General features: G+C 66.9%; 11 protein-coding genes. 9 read left to right on the plus strand and 2 right to left on the minus strand.

Going from position 1 to position 18,405, the window contains the following annotated elements; all coding sequences use genetic code 11:
• Positions 1–571: 571 nt before the first annotated feature.
• The 8 genes from FJ386_12500 (at position 572) to bioA (ending at position 14,293) form a co-directional block, all read left to right on the plus strand.
• On the plus strand, positions 572–3,013 hold the full coding sequence (locus FJ386_12500) for a DUF1549 domain-containing protein (protein ID MBM3877521.1): 2,442 nt from the start codon (positions 572–574) through the stop codon (positions 3,011–3,013).
• A gap of 4 nt (positions 3,014–3,017) precedes the next feature.
• Positions 3,018–4,466: a DUF1501 domain-containing protein gene (locus FJ386_12505; protein MBM3877522.1), complete on the plus strand. Its 1,449-nt coding sequence runs from the start codon at positions 3,018–3,020 to the stop codon at positions 4,464–4,466.
• Entirely contained in the window at positions 4,435–7,887 is a 3,453-nt protein-coding gene (locus FJ386_12510) for a DUF1553 domain-containing protein (protein MBM3877523.1), read from the plus strand. The genes FJ386_12505 and FJ386_12510 overlap by 32 nt, the downstream gene beginning before the upstream one ends.
• Before the next feature lie 154 nt (positions 7,888–8,041).
• Complete coding sequence (gene xylB / locus FJ386_12515) at positions 8,042–9,568, plus strand: xylulokinase (protein ID MBM3877524.1); 1,527 nt, start codon at positions 8,042–8,044, stop codon at positions 9,566–9,568.
• A gap of 297 nt (positions 9,569–9,865) precedes the next feature.
• On the plus strand, positions 9,866–10,219 hold the full coding sequence (gene raiA / locus FJ386_12520; GenBank protein MBM3877525.1) for a ribosome-associated translation inhibitor RaiA: 354 nt from the start codon (positions 9,866–9,868) through the stop codon (positions 10,217–10,219).
• Positions 10,220–10,289: 70 nt separating this feature from the next.
• Positions 10,290–11,534 carry an amidohydrolase family protein gene (locus FJ386_12525; GenBank protein MBM3877526.1) on the plus strand — a complete coding sequence of 415 codons (1,245 nt, stop codon included), beginning with the start codon at positions 10,290–10,292 and terminating at the stop codon, positions 11,532–11,534.
• A 61-nt stretch (positions 11,535–11,595) separates the two neighbouring features.
• Positions 11,596–12,858, plus strand: a complete 1,263-nt coding sequence (locus FJ386_12530; protein MBM3877527.1) for an 8-amino-7-oxononanoate synthase — start codon at positions 11,596–11,598, stop codon at positions 12,856–12,858.
• Entirely contained in the window at positions 12,851–14,293 is a 1,443-nt protein-coding gene (bioA, locus tag FJ386_12535) for an adenosylmethionine--8-amino-7-oxononanoate transaminase (protein MBM3877528.1), read from the plus strand. The genes FJ386_12530 and bioA overlap by 8 nt, the downstream gene beginning before the upstream one ends.
• 40 nt (positions 14,294–14,333) lie before the next feature.
• Here the strand turns inward: bioA and FJ386_12540 are convergent, their stop codons facing one another.
• Positions 14,334–15,617, minus strand: a complete 1,284-nt coding sequence (locus tag FJ386_12540) for an amidohydrolase family protein (protein MBM3877529.1) — start codon at positions 15,615–15,617, stop codon at positions 14,334–14,336.
• 117 nt (positions 15,618–15,734) lie between these two features.
• Positions 15,735–18,050, minus strand: a complete 2,316-nt coding sequence (locus tag FJ386_12545; protein ID MBM3877530.1) for a hypothetical protein — start codon at positions 18,048–18,050, stop codon at positions 15,735–15,737.
• A 177-nt stretch (positions 18,051–18,227) separates the two neighbouring features.
• Here FJ386_12545 and FJ386_12550 point away from each other — a divergent pair.
• The coding region (locus FJ386_12550; protein ID MBM3877531.1) for a DUF1501 domain-containing protein at positions 18,228–18,405 on the plus strand (178 nt) is incomplete at its 3' end.

Here is an 18,405-nt window from a genome sequence, read left to right on the forward strand (position 1 = left end):
CCGAGGGCGTCGAGCACGAAAGCGCAAAGGCCGTTCATGCCGCGTTCCACACGACCGTTCGCGAATTCGTGGATGAGCTGCGTTTGCGCTTCCCGCGCGGCGCGTTGCTGCTCGACATCCACGGACAGGCCGCCAGCTCCAACACCGTCTATCGGGGCACGCAAAACGGAACGACGGTCATGCGGATGATCGAGAAGCATGGCGCGCCCGCGGTCGGCGGCGAACACAGCGTGCCCGGGCAACTCGCGGCGAGAGGCATCGAAGTTTCTCCGGCGAACACGCCTCCCGGCGACCCACCGGAGCACCGGTCCTACAGCGGCGGCTACATCGTCCGCACCTACGGCAGCCATCGCACCAACGGCGTGGACGCCATCCAGCTCGAGTTCGGCGGGGCCTTTCGGACGAACGAGAAAAAGCGCGAAGCCACCGCGCAGTCGCTTGCCGAGGCCATCCGGGCGTTTCACGACAAGTATCTGACCGGACCAAGGTGATCGCGCAGCGGGTGCCCGCGGCGCGGTCAAAAGCCGCTTGTTCGACCGCGGGCGCGCGCCTAGATTTGCGAGCACAGTCTATGCACCGCCGACGCGGCCCGCGCCCTTTGCCCTGCCTGCTGATGGCCCTGTTCGCCATCGGCGCCTCCGCTGCGCAGAAGGAGGGCGGGCGACCCGCTGCCGCATCTGTCCCGTCAGGCCATTGGGCATTTCGCGAACTCGCAGCCGCGACGCCGCCGCGCATCAAGAGCAGCACACGTGTGCGAACACCCGTGGATGCCTTCGTGCTCGCGAGGCTTGAATCCAGAAAGCTCGCGTTTTCACCCGACGCGGATCGGGCCGCGCTCTTGCGCCGCATTTCACTCGACCTCACCGGCCTTCCACCGTCGCTGGAATTGCAGGCTGAATTCCTGGCGGACACGGGGGCCGACGCGTATGAACGGCTTGTGGAGCGCCTGCTGGCCTCGCCGCAGTTCGGCGGGCGGTGGGCGCGGCACTGGCTCGACGCCGCGGGCTACGCGGACGTGCACGGGGTGGACAACGACTTCACCACCATCAAGGTTGCGGAAGGCCGGTGGCGTTACCGCGACTACGTGGTGGACGCCTTCAACCGCGACCTTCCTTACGACCGGTTTCTCACCGAGCAACTTGCCGGCGACGAACTCGCGCCCTGGCGCGGCGCAAGGGAGATGACGCCGGCCCTCCAGGCCGCGCTCGTGCCGACGGGCTTCCTCCGGCTTGCGATGGATGACACGGACGAGGATGAGATCAACACGCCGCGCGAGCGGCACGACACGCTCCAACGCACCGGCGAGATCGTCGCGGCGAACCTCCTCGGCCTCACGATGCAGTGCGCGAAGTGCCACGCGCACAAGTTCGAGCCCATCGCGCAGGAGGATTACTACGGCTTCCTCGCGAACTTCGCCCCGGTGTTCAACCCCGACCGGTGGATCACGCCCAAGACGCGGTTCATCGCCGACGTGCCCGATGCGAAGAAGGATGAGGTGGACAAACACAACGCCGCGCTCGACGCGCAGATCGAGAAGCTCAAGGACCGGCAGAAGGAACTGCGCTACCCGACGGAGGACAAGCTCTACGAGAAGAAGCTCGCGCCGCTGCCCGAGGAAATCCGCCTCGACCTCAAGCGCGCGTTCCGCGTGCCGTATCTCAAGCGGTCCGAAATCCAGCACTACCTCGTGAGCAAGTTCGGCGACCAATACCGCCTCAAGACCGCCGAAGTGGACGCGGCGCTCCCGCAAGCGGACAAGGACGCCATCGCCGCGATCGACAAGGAAATCGCCGCGATCGAGAAACAGCGCCGCGCCTACGGCAAGTTGCACGCCGCGTTTGAGACAGGGCCGGCGCCGGTCATGCACGTCTTGAAGCGGGGAAGTCTCGACACGCCCGGCGAGGCCGCGGCACCCGGTTACTTTCGCGCCCTCGCGACAGGCGAAGCCGCGGCATTGTTCCGCGCGCCCGCAGACGCGCAGTTTCCTCACGGCACAAGCGGCCGGCGGCTCGCGCTCGCCCGCTGGCTGACGGAACCCGGCACGCCGGCCTCGGCGCTCGTGGCCCGGGTGTGGATGAACCGCGTGTGGCAGCAGCTCTTCGGGGTGGGCATCGTGGCGACGAGCGACAACCTCGGCGAATCCGGGACACGGCCGACGCATCCTGAGTTGCTCGAATGGCTCGCCGCTGAATTGCAGCGCAACGGCTGGCGGTTGAAGCCGGTGCTCCGGACACTCGTGCTTTCGACAACTTACCGGCAAGCGAGCGCCGAATCAGGAAGCGCGGGGAACCCCGCCGCGCGCGTGGACCCGTCGAACGAACTTCTCTGGCGCCAGCGTCTCCGCCAGTTTGACTCCGAAATGGTGCGCGATTCCGTGCTCGCGGCCGGCGGCCGTCTCGACCTCGCGATCGGCGGGCCGCCGGTGATGACCGAGGGGAAGCCCGACGGCACGATCGCGCCAAAGGATCGGACCGCCCGGCGCAGCCTCTACCTGCTCGCGCGGCGAAACTACCACCCGACGCTGCTCGCGGCCTTCAACCAGCCCCTCGTGACCACTCAGAACTCGCGGCGCGCGCCGTCCGCGGTCGTCGCGCAGGCCTTGGTGATGCAACACGACGCGTTCGTGCTGGAGCAATCCGCCGAGATCGCCGCGCGCGCGGCACGGCTGGCTCCGGAAACTTCCGTTGAGGCGCGTGTCACGACAGCCTATCAACTCGTGCTCGCCCGCGGGCCGGACCGGGCGGAGTTGAACGCGTCGATCGAGTGGCTCCGCACCGGTGCCGAGGCGGCTCGCCTCGAGCGCGACACCGCAACCAACGAGGCCAAAAAACTCGCCGCTGCAGCGGCCGGGGACGCAGCCAAGACGAAGGACGCAAAACCGGGTGACAGGAAACCAGACGATACCTTGATCAAACTCGCGGAGCGCTTTGCCGCCCTGACACCGGCCGAGCTCGCGCTCACGCGCTTCTGCCACGCGCTGCTGAACACGAGCGAGTTTGTAAACATCCCTTGATGCAATGACGCCGCACGGTCCCATCACCGCCCCGACCCCGCTCTCCCGGCGAGAGATGCTTGCGCTGAGCGGCCTGGGCTTCGGCGCACTCGCGCTGGAGGCGCTCTCGCCCGATGCGGCGGCATCGTCCGCGGACCTCGCGCCGCGGCGGACGCACTTCGCCCCGCGCGCGACATCGGTGATCTTCCTCACGCAGAATGGCGGCCCGAGCCAGATGGACTTGTTCGATCCGAAGCCCGAGTTGAACAAGCTCGACGGCGTGCGCCACAGCGAGAAGGTGGAGATGTTCCAAAAGGGCAGCGAAACCAACCGGCTCCTCGGCAGCCCGTTCCGGTTCCTCGCGCGCGGCCGCTGCGGGATGGAGTTGAGCGAAGTGATCCCGCACCTCGGCTCGGTCGCGGATGAATTCACGCTCGTGCGCTCGATGGTGAGCGAGCACAACAACCACACCGAAGGGCTCGTGCTGTTGAACACGGGAAAGATTTTTCCCGGACGCCCCGCGCTCGGGTCGTGGGTCACCTACGCGCTCGGCTCCGAGAACCGCAACATGCCGGGCTACGTGGTGCTGCGCGACCCCGAGGGCTACAACACCAACGGCACCTTGCTCTGGCAAAACACGTGGCTCCCGGCGGTCTTCGGCGGCACGGAGTTCAATTCGCAGGGCGCGCCCGTGCTGAACCTCAACCCACCGTGGCCGCTTCCGCCCGGCGCGCAACGCTCGCAGCTCGATTTGCTCGCGACGCTCAACCGCGCCCACCAGAGCCGCCACCCGCGCGAAGCGGCGCTGGAGGCTCGCATTCAAAACCACGAACTCGCCGCCCGCCTGCAGCTCGAGGCGGCGAACCTCTTCGACCTCGCGGGTGAATCCGAGGCGACGAAGAAACTCTACGGACTCGACCACGCGCGCACCAAAGGCTACGGGCTCCGGCTCTTGATGGCGCGGCGCCTCGTCGAGGCGGGCGTGCGGTTCGTGCAGGTCTTCCCGCCGCTCAAGCCGCTCTTCCAGCCGTGGGACTCGCATCGCAACGTGCACGCCGAGCTTCAGGAAATCTGCGGCTACACCGACCACCCGAGCGCGGCGCTGATCATGGACTTGAAGCAGCGCGGCTTGCTCGACTCGACGATCGTCATCTGGGCCGGCGAGTTTGGGCGGCTGCCGGTTTCGCAGAACGGCACCGGCCGCGACCACAACCGCCACGCGTTTTCGCTCATTCTCGCGGGCGGCGGCTTCAAAGGCGGCCACGTGCACGGCGACACCGACGAGGTCGGTTATCGCGCCGTGCAGGACAAGGTGAGCGTGCCCGACTTGCACGCGACGCTCCTGCACCAGCTTGGTCTTGATCACGAGCGGCTCGCGTTTCAGCACCAGGGCCGGAGCGAGACGCTCACGGACGCGTCCGTGTCCAAGGCGCGCGTCGTCCATGAGATTCTCGAACGCCCGCACACATCCTGAGGTGAATCGCGCGCTTCTGATCCTGCTGGTTTTCGGCACCGCCGCCAGTGCGCGCGCGACGGCGGACTTCGACTTCTTCGAGCGGCGCATCCGGCCCGTTCTCGCCGACCGCTGTTACGAGTGCCACAGCGCAGGCGCGAAGCAGTTGAAGGCCGGGCTGCGCCTCGACACGCGCGCCGGAATGCTCGCGGGCGGCGAGTCGGGACGCCCCGCGGTCATCCCGGGCGACGCTTCACGGAGTCAGATCATCCACGCGTTGCGCTGGACCGGTGCGCAGCTTCAAATGCCGCCGAAGCAGAAGCTGACCGAGACGCAAATCGCCGACTTCGTCTTGTGGATCAACTCAGGAGCACCCGACCCGCGGGGCGACAAGGCCGAAACGCGAAGCCCGAAGCCCGAGTCCAGGAAACCCCACTGGGCGTTCGAGCCGCCGAAGCCCGTCGCGCCGCCGCATGTGAAGGACGCTCGCTGGCCGCAAACTCCGATCGACCGGTTCATCCTCGCAAAACTCGAATCCGCGGGCCAGAAGCCCTCGGCACGCGCTGACCCGCGCACGCTCATACGCCGGCTGCACCTCGACCTGCTCGGATTGCCGCCGACGCCGGACGAGGTCGAGGCGTTTGTGCGCGAGTGCGATGGAACGAAAACGACTCATGGGACCCATGCGTCGGAGCCGAGCCATCCGTCCCGACGGGCTTACGAACGCCTTGTGGACCGCCTGCTCGCCTCGCCGCACTACGGCGAGCGTTGGGGGCGTTACTGGCTGGACATCGCGCGCTACGCCGACACCAAGGGCTACGTCTACGCGCGCGAGGAACGCTTCTGGGTCCACGCACACGCCTACCGCGACTGGGTCATCCGCGCCGTGAATGACGACCTGCCTTACGACCGCTTTCTCGTGCTGCAACTCGCAGCCGACCAGGCCGCTCCCGCCGACCTCGGCGCGCAGGCTGCGATGGGGTTTCTTACCATCGGCCGGCGATTCCTCGGCGTGACGCATGATGTGATTGATGACCGCATTGACGCCGTGACGCGCGGCATGCTCGGGCTCACCGTCGCGTGCGCGCGGTGCCACGATCACAAATACGATCCCATCCCCACGGCGGATTATTATTCGCTCTACGGTGTGTTTCAGGCATCGGTCGAACAATTCGTGTGCCTCGACCCGGCGCCGGCGCAGTCCGATGCGTTCAAGGCCTTCGAGAGCGAACTGCTCGCGCGCCGCGCGAAGCTCGCCGACTCCATGCTCGCCGAGCGCGGGAAGGCGGCCACTCGCGCCCGCGCCCGCGCCGGCGAGTATCTCGCGGCGCAGCTCGACCTCTCGCGATTCCCCGAGGAAGGCTTCGATCAGATTCTCACGGACAAGGATCTCATCCCGGCGACGGCCCGGCGGTGGCGCGAGTTCCTCGAGCGGCGCAGCGCGGGATTCGACCCCGTCTTCCAGCCCTGGCATGAGTTTCGGCGCGCCGCTGCGGGCAGCTTCGCGACGACACGTGCTTCGATCTTCGCACAGGCGGGGGGCCCGGACCGCAAACTCAATCCTCTTGTCGTCGCCGCCTTCGCAAGCGCGCCGACCAACATGACCGAGGTCGCCGCGCGCTACGGGAAACTCTTCGCCGACATGGAGAACGCATGGCAGGAGGCGAGCAAACCGCGCACGAACGCAGCCGATTCGCCGTCCGCCTCGCGCCGTCCGCAATCCCTCAACGACCCCGCCTCGGAAGAGCTCCGCCAGGTCCTTCACGGCCCCGACTCGCCGTGCGCCGTGCCGGACACGGGCATCGTCAACAACGAGCAGTATTTCCCCACGAGCGTATGCGAGGCGCTCTGGAAGTTGCAGGGCGAAGTGGATCGCTGGCTTATCCGCACCCCCGCGGCACCGCCGCACGCGCTCGTCCTGAACGACGCCACGCCCGGCGACAACCCGCGCATCTTCACGCGCGGCAACCCGGCGACGCGCGGCGCACCCGTGCCGCGGCAGTTCCTCAGCGCGCTCGCGGGCCCGGCGCGTCCGCCGTTCTCAAACGGCAGCGGCCGCCTCGAACTCGCGCACGCCATCGCGTGCGCGGACAATCCGCTCACGGCTCGCGTCGCGGTGAATCGTGTGTGGCTGCACCACTTCGGCGCCGGACTCGTCCGCACGCCGAGTGATTTCGGCCGTCGCGCGGAGACGCCGAGCCATCCCGAACTGCTCGACTGGCTCGCGCTGCGCTTCATCGCCGACGGCTGGTCGCTCAAGAAGCTGCACAAGCTCATCGTGACCAGCGCGGTGTATCAGCAATCCGGCGCGGGTCCGGATACCGGAAATCGGAACTCCGGGCTTCGCGGGCCGCACGCGTCCGACCCGGACAACCGTCTCTGGTCGCGCTTTCCCCGCCAAAGGCTGGATTGGGAGGCATTGCGCGATTCGCTGCTGTTTGTCAGCGGCGAGCTTGACACGAAACCCGGCGGCCGGCCGGTCGAATTGTTCAAGCCGCCGTTCAGCCCGCGCCGCACTGTCTATGGCCTCGTGGACCGACAATTCTTGCCGGGCACGCTGCGGGTGTTCGACTTCGCCAACCCCGACATGCACAGCCCGGCGCGACCGCTGACCACCGTGCCGCAGCAATCGCTCTACTTGCTCAACAGCGAGTTCGCCTCGGATCGCGCACGCGCGCTTGCCAAGCGCACTGATTCATCGCCATCCGACCAGCGCGCACGGCAGCTCTTCCGCCTGATTTTCCAGCGCGAACCGACAGCACCGCAACTCGCCGCTGCGCTCGAATTCATCCAGGCGAACGTCACCGAACCGCCACCTCCAACGCCGAAGCCGCTCGTCACCGCGTGGCAGTATGGCTACGGCGAACTCGACGAAGCCGCGAAGCGCGTGACCAACTTCACCGCCCTGCCCTATTTCAGCGGCGACGCGTGGCAGGGCAGCACGGCGTATCCGGACGGCAAGCTCGGCTGGGTCCGGCTCACCGCCGACGGCGGGCACCCGGGCAACACGGCCAAGCACGCGGCCATCCGCCGCTGGGTCGCGCCGCGCGACACGACCGTGAGCGCGGGCGGCGTCGTGAAACACGAGGCCGAGCCGGGTGACGGCATCCGCGCGTTCATCGTGTCGTCCCGCGACGGCGTGCTCGGTTCGTGGACGCTGCACAACGCGCAGACGAACGCCTCGCTCGCCTCGGTGACGTTGCAGAAGGGCGACACGCTGGACTTCGTGGTGGACATCCGGGCGAACCTGAACAGCGACGACTTCAAGTGGTCGCCGGTCATCACGCGCCTGGGTCCGAAGGAACCTCCGTCGGAGACCGCCGTGTGGAACGCGAAGGAGGAATTCGGAGGCCCGCAGCCCGCGGCGATGAAGCCGCTCTCGCCGTGGGAAAAGCTCGCGCAGGTGCTGCTGCTCTCGAACGAGTTTGCATTCGTGGATTGAGCCGCGCCCGGGGCAGGTCCAAAACCCGGTTTCAGGATTCAAACTGATACACGACCTGCGCCTGGTGGCGAGCGCCTCCGCAAGGAGGAGCAACGCCTGGTTCACTCTGCCGGTCTCGCCTTGACCCCCGTGTCGCGCGGGGCATCCTCGCGCCATGCGCTCGATACTTCTGGGGGTTGATTCCGGCACGCAGTCCACCAAGGTCCTCGCCGTGGATGCGCGCAGCGGCAAGGTGCTCGGCTCCGCTTCCGCCGGTTATGACCTCATCGCCAATCTCCCGCCCGGCGTGAAGGAGCAGCATCCGCACACGTGGCGGGACGCGGCCGCGACAGCCATCCGGGGCGCGCTGAAAGCGGCGAAGGCGGGCCAGAGCGAGGTCGTCGCCATCGGCGTGAGCGGGCAACAGCACGGATTCGTGCCGCTCGACAAGCGCGGCGAAGTCATCCGCCCCGCAAAACTCTGGTGCGACACAAGCACCGCGGCCGAGTGCGAGGAGATCACCGCAAAGCTCGGCGGCGCGAAGGGCGCCAGCCAGGCGCTCGGCAACTCCGTGCTGCCCGGCTTCACCGCGGGCAAGATTCTCTGGCTCAAGAAGCATGAGCCAAAAAACTTCGCCCGGCTCGCGACGGTGCTGTTGCCGCACGACTACCTGAACTTCTGGCTCACGGGCGCGAGGTTCATGGAGTTTGGCGACGCCTCGGGCACGGCGCTCATGGATGTGCGCAAGCGCCGCTGGTGCGAGGCGGCGGTGCGGGCGATCGACTCGGACCTGATGAGCAGGCTGCCGGCGCTTTCAGCAAGCGACCAGCCCGCAGGCACGTTACAGGCGGGCACGGCGCGGGAGCTTGGCCTCAATGCCGGCGTGCTCGTGAGCGCAGGCGGCGGTGACAACATGATGGGCGCCATCGGCACGGGCAACACAGCGCCGGGCGTCATCACGGCGAGCTTCGGAACCAGCGGCACCATCTACGCCTGCGCCGGAAAGCCGGTCGTGGATCCACGCGGCGAGATCGCGGCGTTTTGCGACTCGACGAACCGCTGGCTTCCACTGCTCTGCACGATGAACGTCACCGTCGCGACCGAGATGGTGCGGCAGGACTTCGGCTGGACGCATGAGAAGTTCGCCACCGGGGCGGCCAAGGCGAAGCCGGGCTGCGGCGGCCTGATGCTGCTTCCCTATCTCGAAGGCGAGCGGACGCCGAACGTGCCCGATGGAACCGGCGTCTTCCTGGGCGTCAACTCGCGCACGTTCACCGCGGCCCATTACGCGAGGGCCGCGATGGAAGGCGTGACGCTCGGGATGAACTACGGCTTGCGGCGCCTCGCCGGACTCGGCGTGAAGCCGAGGCAAATCCGCGCGACCGGCGGCGGCGCGAAGTCGAGGGTCTGGCGCCAAATCATGGCGGACGTGTTCAACGCCGAGGTCGTGACGCTCAAGGTTGGCGAGGGCGCGGCTTACGGCGCGGCGTTGCAGGCGCTGTGGTGCTGGCGGCTGCAGAAGGGCGAGCGAGCATGCATCCATGACATCACGAGCGCGTTCGTCACGCTGAACCGCGACGAGACGGCCACGCCTGATGCCGGGGCGGCCGCCGTGTATCAGGAATTGCAGGCGCTGCAAGATGCGGCGTCCCTTGCGTTGCGGGGCTTCTTTGCCGCGCACCGCAAGTTCGTGATGCGGTGAGCGACCAGGCCGGACGGGGGATTCGTTCAAGGGCGGGTGATGACGCGGTAGAATCGAATCGCCGCGCTGCTTGCCGCGGGGTCCTCCACTTCCACGAACCCATCCGCCGCGGGCGCGTTCGGCCGCCTTCAATGCCGCTGTCCGCCGCTGCGACACCAATGGCGACGGCCGCATCACGGAGCACGAGGCGCGCATCCATGCGGGCCAGCCGGCCGGCGGCAATCAGTCCGAACTTCCCAACGGGGGGGGAATCCTTTCGCTGGATTTCGGGCGCCGCCGAAGCCATCCTCCTGGCGTATGAAGTTCATCCTCACGACCCACAACGTGACCCTCACCAAGGCCATCGAGGAGCACATCCTCGCGCGCCTCGAGAAGCTGGAGCATTTTGAAACCCATGTCATCAACGCGCGCGTCAGCCTTGAGCACGACCATCGACGAATGCCCGAGAAGGCCTTCAAGTGCTCGATGCATCTCACCATGCGCGGCCCCGACCTTTACGCCGAGGACGCCGAGAGCGACCTCTACGCGGCGATCGACCTGGTCACCAAAAAAATCGAGCAGCAGATCCGCAAGCGCCACAGCAAGCGCAAGGCGACAAAACACAGCGTCGCCGCCCGCGTCAAGAGCCGCCGGCAGGAAGCCGTAGTCTAAGGCCCGGGCCCCCCGCCCTCCCTTCCCGGGCCGTCCACGCCGCAAGGTTGCGCCGCCACCTTCCACCCTCGTGCTCCTTCGCGCGCGCATCGTCCTGCCCGTCAGCCGGCCGCCGCTGTCAGATGGCGCGGTGCAAATCGAGGGCAACCGCATCATCACCGTCCGGCCGTGGAAACGCTTCGCCGCAGCCGAGCGACGCAGCGCGACCGACCTCGGCGAAGTCATCCTGCTCCCCGGCCTTGTCAACGCGCACTGCCATCTCGACTACACCAACATGGCCGGCCTGCTCGCGTTCAGCCGCCGATTCACGGACTGGATCAAGTCCATCACCGCGCTCAAGGCCGGGTGGAGCTACACGGATTTCGCGGAGTCGTGGCTTGCCGGCGCGAAGATGCTGCTGCGCAACGGCACCACCACCGTCGCCGACATCGAGGCCGTTCCCGAACTGCTCCCGGACGTCTGGAGTTCCACTCCCCTGCGCGTCCATTCACTCCTCGAACTCATCTGCATCCGCCCCGGCCTCTCCCCGCGCAACCTCGTCGCCGACAGCCTCAAGCTCCTCGATTCGTTACCCGCGGGATGCGGTGGCATCGGACTCTCGCCGCACGCGCCCTACACCACCACCGGCGAATTGCTCTCGCGCGCCGCGGCGGCGGCGCGGCGACGCCACCTGCCTGTCGCCATCCACGTCGCGGAATCCGACGCCGAGTTCGAGATGTTCCGCCGCGCGCGCGGCCCGTTGTTCGACTGGTTCAAGACGCAACGCGACTGCTCCGATTGCGGCGGCGTCTCCCCCGTGCAGCACCTCGCGCGCAACGGTGTGCTCGGGCCGCGGACGCTCGCGATCCACGCGAACTACCTCGCACCCGGCGACATCGAATTGCTGGCCCGCCACCGCACGCATGTCGTCCACTGCCCGACAAGCCACGACTACTTCGGCCACGAGCCGTTTCCGATCGAGCGATTGCTCCGCGCCGGCGTGAACATCTGCCTCGGCACGGACAGCCTCGCCAGCACGCGCCGCGAGCGCGGCCGAAAACCCGAACTCGACCTTCGCAACGAGATGCGCACCCTCGCGGCGGACCGACCCGGACTCGCCCCTGCCGAACTCCTCCGCATGGCAACCGCCAACGGCGCCGCCGCGCTCGGACTCCGTCGGCGACTCGGCGAAGTCTCCGCCCGCGCCCGCGCCGACCTCATCGCCATCAACCACGCAGGCTCGATCGCCGAGGCCTTCGAAGCCGTCATCCACTCGGAGGGCCCCGTCGCCGCCTCGATGATTGACGGCGGTTGGACCCTCAAACCCGCGCCCTGACGCGCTCGAAGTTCAACATTCAAAGTTCAAGGTTCGGAGCTAAACTTCGCGCACACGCCCAATGAGCCCGTTCGAACTCGAACTGCACCGACGCCTCGGCGCCATCCGGGAGCAAGGGCTGTGGCGCGAATTGCGCCGCGTCGATTCCCCGCAGGGCCCGACCGTTGACATCGCCGGGCGCACGCTCGTCAACTTTTCCTCCAACGACTACCTCGCCCTCGCGTCGCATCCGGCACTCAAAGAATCCGCCCGATCGGCCGTTGAGAGATACGGAACCGGCTCCGGAGCCTCGCGCCTCGTCTGCGGCTCGCTCGCGCCGCATCACGAACTGGAGGACTCCCTCGCCGCCTTCAAGGGAACGCAAGCCGCGCTCACCTTCTCCACCGGCTACGCGACCGCCCTCGGCACCATCACGGCACTCATGGGCAGGGACGACTACATCATCATCGACAAGCTCGTTCACGCCTCGATTGTGGACGCCGCCAAACTCAGCGGCGCAAAGCTGCGCGTCTTCCGACACAACGACCTGGCAGACCTAGAAGCCAAACTGACCTGGGCAAGATCAGGCGCAGGTGGCCCCGCTCGCGCTGCACGCGGAGTCAGCCCGCGCCGAGGACCGGCTCACCACTCGAAACCGACGAACGTGCTCATCATTACCGAGTCCGTCTTCAGCATGGACGGCGACCTTGCCCCGCTGCACAACATCGTCGAGCTCAAGGATCGCTTCGGCGCGTGGCTCATGGTGGACGAAGCCCACGCCACCGGGCTCTTTGGCGGGCATCGTCGCGGCTTGGTCGAGGAATTCGGCGTCAGTGATCGCGTCGAGATTCAGATGGGCACGCTCGGCAAGGCCGTGGGATCAAGCGGCGGCTACATCGCCGGCAGCCGCGCACTCGTGGACCTGCTCATCAACCGCGCCCGCAGTTTCATTTTCTCAACGGCACCGGTGCCGGCGGCGGCCGCCGCAGCGCGCGCCGGAATCGGGTTGATCCAATTGCCCGAGGGCGAACGGCGACGCCGGCGGCTCTGGTCGCTCGTCGAACTGCTCAAGCGCGCCCTGCTGGCCGGACCCGGCAAACTGCCCGCCGTCCGCAGCGCGATCGCGCCGCTCATGATCGGCGACGCGCAACGCGCGCTGTGGATCGCATCCGCACTCCGCGAAGCGGGCTTCCTCGTCCCGGCGATTCGCTCCCCGACTGTCGCCACCGGCAGGGAACGGCTTCGCTTCACCGTGACCGCAGACCACACCGAAGAGCAGATTCAATCGCTGGAAGCCGCGCTCGCCGCGCTCGGCAACAGGAGGCCTCACGCGCCACATGCCTGACTTCGCCAAACTCGACCGCGCCCACGTCTGGCATCCGTTCACCCAGATGCGCGATTGGCTGCGGAGTAAGCCCATCGTCATCCAGTCCGCGAAAGGCGCGGTCCTGCGCGACGTGAACGGCCGCGAATATCTCGACGCGAACTCCTCCATCTGGACGAACCTTCACGGACACAATCATCCGAAACTCAACGCCGCCATCACACAGCAACTTCGCAAGGTAGCCCACACCTCCGCGCTTGGACTCGCGAATGAGCCGGCGAGTGCCCTTGCCTCACGGTTGGTCCGCGCGGCCAATCCGCAACCGGCAATCCGCAACCGGCAATTCACCAAAGTCTTCTTCTCCGACGACGGCTCCACGGCGATGGAGGTCGCGCTCAAGCTCGCCTACGAGTTCACGCGCCGCACCGGCCGCAGCCGGAAGCCGAAGTTTCTCTCGCTCAGCGGCGCTTATCACGGCGACACCGTGGGCGCCGTCAGCCTCGGGCACATCGGCCTCTTTCACAAAAGCTGGTCGAGCCTGCTCTTCAAGTCGGATTCGGTGATGTCGCCCTGCTGCTATCGCTGTCCCTTCAACCGCGCGAAGCCCGAGCGAGCCGACGCTCGCGACTACCGCCAATGCAACTGGGAGTGCATCGGCAAGGTCGAGCAGAAGTTCGCCGGGCAACGCAAGCGCGGCAATCCCTACGCCGCGATGGTCGTCGAGCCGCTCATCCAAGGCGCGGCCGGGATGGTTCCCCAACCGGCCGGCTGGCTGCGGCGCGTCGCCCAAATCGTCCGCGCCGACGGCGCGCAGTTAGTCGCCGACGAAGTGATGACAGGCTTCGGTCGCACGGGCTGCGGCATTCCGGCAATCGGCCGCCGGCGGTCCGCAATCCAATTCGCCTGCCAGCACGAAGGCGTTCAACCCGACTTTCTCGCCGTGGCGAAGGGACTCACCGGCGGCTATCTCCCCATGGCTGCCACACTCACAACGCAGGCGGTGTTCGATGCGTTCCTCGGTGAATACTCGGAGTTCAAGGCCTTCTTCCACGGCCACAGCTACACGGGCAACCAACTCGGCGCCTCGGCAGCGCTCGCGAATCTCGATCTCCTCGAATCCCGCGCTTCAATCGAGGCGAGGCAAACGCTCGAATGCACCTTGCGCGATGAACTGCGATCTTTGTGGTCGCTGCCGCAGGTCGGGGATGTCCGCCAGGTCGGTCTCATCGCCGGCATCGAGCTGGTTCGCGACTGGCGCACGCGCGAGGCGTTCGACCTGCGCGAGCGCGCCGGCATCCGCGTTTGCGAGGCGATGGCGAAGCGCGGTGTGCTCACTCGTCCCATCGGGAACGTCATTGTTCTCATGCCGCCGTATTGCACGACGCCCGCTCAGGCGGCATGCATGGTTGAAGCGCTGCGGGTGGCCGTGCGTGAAACGCTGGGAGTCCGACGCTGAATCCTCGGACGACCCGCGCCGATCATCACCGCGCGGTTGGTTACTTCCCACCCTTCACCACCATGCCGTCTTTCATGACGAACGGCACGTCGAGCAGCGTTTTCATGTCCTCGGCGGGATTGCCATCCACGGCGATGACGTCGGCGAGCTTGCCCGGTTCGAGCGTGCCGAGTTGCGCGTCCATGCCGAGCACCCGCGCGGCTTCGAGCGTCGCGGATTGGATCGCCTTCATCGGCTTCATGCCGCCCTCGACCATGTATAGGAATTCCTTCGCGTTGTCGCCGTGCGGGAACACGCCCGCGTCCGTCCCGAACGCGATCTTCACGCCGCGGTTCACCGCCTGCGTGAAGGTCGCCATCATCAGCGGGCTGATGGCCTTCGCCTTGATCGCGACGATGGGCGGATAGTAGCCCGGCACCTCGGCCTTCTCCGCCGTGAAGCGCCCCGCGCTCAACGTCGGCACATACCACGTCCCGTGCTTCTTCATCAGGTCCATCGTCGCCTCGCTCATCATCGTGCCGTGTTCGATCGTGGTGATGCCCGCGAGCACGGCGCGCCTCATGCCTTCGTCGCCGTGCGCGTGCGCGGCGGTCGGCAGGCCGAGGTCGCGCGCGGTCTGCACAAGCGCGTTGAGTTCGTCCTGCGTGACCTGCGGCCGGAAGCCATCCTTGGCCACGCTCAACACGCCGCCGGTCGCGGTGACCTTGATGACGTCCGAGCCTTCCTTGTAACGCTGGCGGACGGCCTTGCGCGCGTCGTCGGGGCCGTTGATGACGCCTTTGTCCGGGCCCGGATCGCCCTGCAAGTCGCGCCGGAAACTGTTGCTCGGGTCCGCGTGGCCGCCGGTCGTCGCGATGCTTCGGCCCGCCGCGATGATGCGCGGGCCTTCGACGTAACCCTGCTCGATGGCGCGCCGCAGCGCGACGACTTGCTCGCCGCCGAGGTCGCGCACCGTCGTGAAACCCGCGTGCAGCGTGATCTTCGCAAACTTCACCGAGCGGAACGCGAGGTCTTCGGGATTGAGCGTGAAGCGTTCGAGATAGCGCTCGGGGCCGGGATAGCCTTGCAGATGCACGTGCAGATCAATGAGGCCGGGCAGCACCGTGCGCGACTTGTGATCGAGCACCTTGTCGCCAGCCTGCGGCGCGGTGAAGCCGCGGTCCACGGACACGATTTTGTTGGCGAGCACGACGACCGTGACTTGCTCGCGCACGGTGTCGGCGCGCCCGTCGATAAGCCGGCCACAATGGATCAACGTCCGTTCCGCAGCGGAAACCGACGAGACGGCGCACAATGCGGCAAAGAAGAACACGATGGATTTCATGCGCCGGACAGTATCGGACCCGCGCCCGGCTGCCAGTCAGGAATCGGCGCGTCTGCCATCCCGCCCGACGTCCTTTGTGTCCTTCGTGCCTTCGGGGTTCGCCCCGGCAACCCCTCGCTACCTGGCGGGCACTTTGTGGATGGTGTTGTAAATCTCGCTCGCCATCGTCGCGCCGCCGGCGGACTTGAGGTTGTATCGGATGCGCATTTGATCCGCCGCGCAGGGCTTGAACTCCAGCGTCACCGTGCGCTTGTCCGGGCTGAGCTTCGCTGCCTTGATTTCCACGCGGTCGCGCTTCTTCTGCGCCGGGTCCTCGATGGAATGGTCGGCTGACCCGTAAGCGCCGGAGTAGGAATAGTTCCAACGTTCGAGGCTCCAGCTCGCGGTGTCGGTCGCGAGCGACTCGTCGAGCGCGCAGGTGAACGTGACCGCGACGCCGTTCGGCCGCACGCGAAAGTCGAGCGGCGCGTTCACGGGCTTGCCGGTGAAGCGCACGCGCTGGAACGCGCCGTCGCGCACACCGCTGGTCTGCCACCCGCGCAAGCCGCAAGTGTAGAGTTGGCCGTCTCTCGGGTTCACTCGCGCGCGCATCGTGCCGCTGTTGAACTTGAGCGGGAATTGCCACGCCGCCGCCTGCACCGCGCCTTCCACGGTCTCGTGCATGACGTGGAACAGCGTGCCCTTGCCGTAGCTCATGAAGAGCAGGTGATTCTTGAACGGGCCCCACTTGTCCGTCGTGGCCCATGCCTGGCCGCCGCTGGAGTTGTCCATGTTCATCGGCAGCCAGAGCATCGGCTGGTCGTAGCTGGCGGGAATGGGCGCGGCCTTGTCGAACGGCGCGACGTTGTTCGTCTTGCGCGCGTCGGGGTCGCTGGGGTTGATCTTCACCCCGGTGCCGTCGGCGCGGCGCAATGTGATCTCGCGCTGCGCGGCGGGCATCATGCCGTAGAAGCCGCCGCGCGTGACCCAGTTCACCTTGCTCGCGGGCATCCAGTGACCCTGGTTGTCGCTGACGGTGATCTCGTCCTTCGGTCCCATGCCCATGCCGTTGGGTGCGCGCAGGCCGCTGGCGAAGACTTCCATGCGCGAGCCGTCCTTTGTGACCTTGATGATCGTGCCCTGATGCGGCGATTGCACGTCGGGCGTCCACGGCGCACCCTTCGCGTAGTAAAAGTTGCCCTTCGAGTCGGTGTGCAGGTCCATGCTGAACTCGTGGTAGTTGGGCGTGACGATGGAGTCGTTGTTGAAGTTTTCGTAGAAGTCCGCCTCGCCGTCGTTGTTCACGTCGTGTAGCCGCGTGATCTGGTCGCGGCCGAGGACGTAGATCTTCCCGTCCACGACTTTCAGCCCGAGCGGCTGGAACAACCCCGTCGCGAAGCGCCGCCACGAGAGTTTGTCGAGCTTGTCGTCAATGCCGCTGACCGTCCACACGTCGCCATGAAAGGTGCAGATGGCCGCGCGGCCGTCGGGCAGGAAGTCGAATCCGCCGAAGTAAGTCTTCGCGTTCCACGGATTCGGGACCGGTTCGGTGATGGTGTCCACAACGTAGGGCCCGTCGCCGGAGCCGAGCGTGCCTTGCGTCGTGACCGAGTCGGCGAACATCGGCTTCCCGCCTTTGAGGAGGGCAGACGGGTCTTCAGGCGGCGGCGTCCCCTTCACCGCATCGGCGATTTTGCGCTGCGCATCGGTCGCGTCTGCGCGCCAGAGCAGGATTTTGAAACGCGCGGGTTTGGCGAGCTTGGGCAGGTCCATGAAGTAGGCCGTTCCTTCGTTCCTCGGCGCGGCGGCAGCCGGCAGGCCATTCGGAGCGGGCGCGTTGACGAAAGCGACGTAAAACGAATCGTTCGGCGGCAGTTTCTCGCCGGGCAACGCTCGCGGGTGTTCCGCAAGGAGCATGCGCAACGGTTCCTTCGTCGGACCAATGACGATCGTGCGCGTGAAGTAGGTGAATCCGGCGCGGGTCTCGGTGCCGGGCATTTCAAGCACGCGCGCCTCGCCAACCGTGTAGCTCAACACGACGCGATCGCCGTGGACGTGCAGTCCCGAGTAGTGCGCCCAGTCCTTCGGGAGCGGTCCCTGCTGGCGCGGGCGCGGGTCGGCAAGGCTGCCGCGGTGCGACCACCCGGGGCCTACCTTGGTGTCGAACGCGAACTGACCCTTCGCCACCGGCGGCGGCGGCCATTCGATGCGCTCCTGCGTCTTGCCGAACTCGAGAAAGTCTCCCGACCATGCGAGCGCGACGCGCAGGGTGTCCAAGTCGTAGCAGACGTAGGCGCTGCGATTGGTGCCGACGGTGATGACGAGTCCCTTGTTGGCCGCGGCCGCCTTGCCGCCGCGCTGCATGATCGTTCCGGAAAAGAACGGTCCGCGCAGGATGCCGTCCGCCGAATTGCCCGAAGGCTGGGCCGTCGCGGGAGCGGCTGCGGAGGCCATGGCGTTTGCAAGCAGGAGTAAGATGCCGTTTCTCACAGGGCGGTTGTTCTGGCGGGTTTCGACGGGCAACGCAAACCCGAATTCAGGGGACGGCCGTGCGGTAAGGCAGGATTTTTCGTGGCGTGCCGCGGTGTTTTGCTCTACGTTTTGCTCGAAGTCCGGAACAAAGTTCTACCTATGCTGAAGGTCACCGGAAACGGCTCCACCATCACCTGCGATGGCGTGACGCGACGCGACTTCCTGCAGGTTGGCACGCTCGGCGCCATCGGTCTTTCGCTCGCTGACGCCGCGGCGCTTCAGGCCGCGGCCGCGGCCGACAAGTCCAAGGACACGCGCTCGTGCATCATGATCTTCA

Source organism: Verrucomicrobiota bacterium (genome assembly GCA_016871675.1).
Classification (GTDB): Bacteria; Verrucomicrobiota; Verrucomicrobiia; order Limisphaerales; family VHCN01; genus VHCN01.

Bases quoted from the DNA above. Each gene is read 5' to 3' on its own strand.
- FJ386_12500 (MBM3877521.1), top strand. From the start codon at position 572: ATGCACCGCCGACGCGGCCCGCGCCCTTTGCCCTGCCTGCTGATGGCC.
- FJ386_12505 (MBM3877522.1), top strand. From the start codon at position 3,018: ATGACGCCGCACGGTCCCATCACCGCCCCGACCCCGCTCTCCCGGCGA.
- FJ386_12510 (MBM3877523.1), top strand. From the start codon at position 4,435: ATGAGATTCTCGAACGCCCGCACACATCCTGAGGTGAATCGCGCGCTT.
- xylB (MBM3877524.1), top strand. From the start codon at position 8,042: ATGCGCTCGATACTTCTGGGGGTTGATTCCGGCACGCAGTCCACCAAG.
- raiA (MBM3877525.1), top strand. From the start codon at position 9,866: ATGAAGTTCATCCTCACGACCCACAACGTGACCCTCACCAAGGCCATC.
- FJ386_12530 (MBM3877527.1), top strand. From the start codon at position 11,596: ATGAGCCCGTTCGAACTCGAACTGCACCGACGCCTCGGCGCCATCCGG.
- bioA (MBM3877528.1), top strand. From the start codon at position 12,851: ATGCCTGACTTCGCCAAACTCGACCGCGCCCACGTCTGGCATCCGTTC.
- FJ386_12540 (MBM3877529.1), bottom strand. From the start codon at position 15,617: ATGAAATCCATCGTGTTCTTCTTTGCCGCATTGTGCGCCGTCTCGTCG.
- FJ386_12545 (MBM3877530.1), bottom strand. From the start codon at position 18,050: ATGGCCTCCGCAGCCGCTCCCGCGACGGCCCAGCCTTCGGGCAATTCG.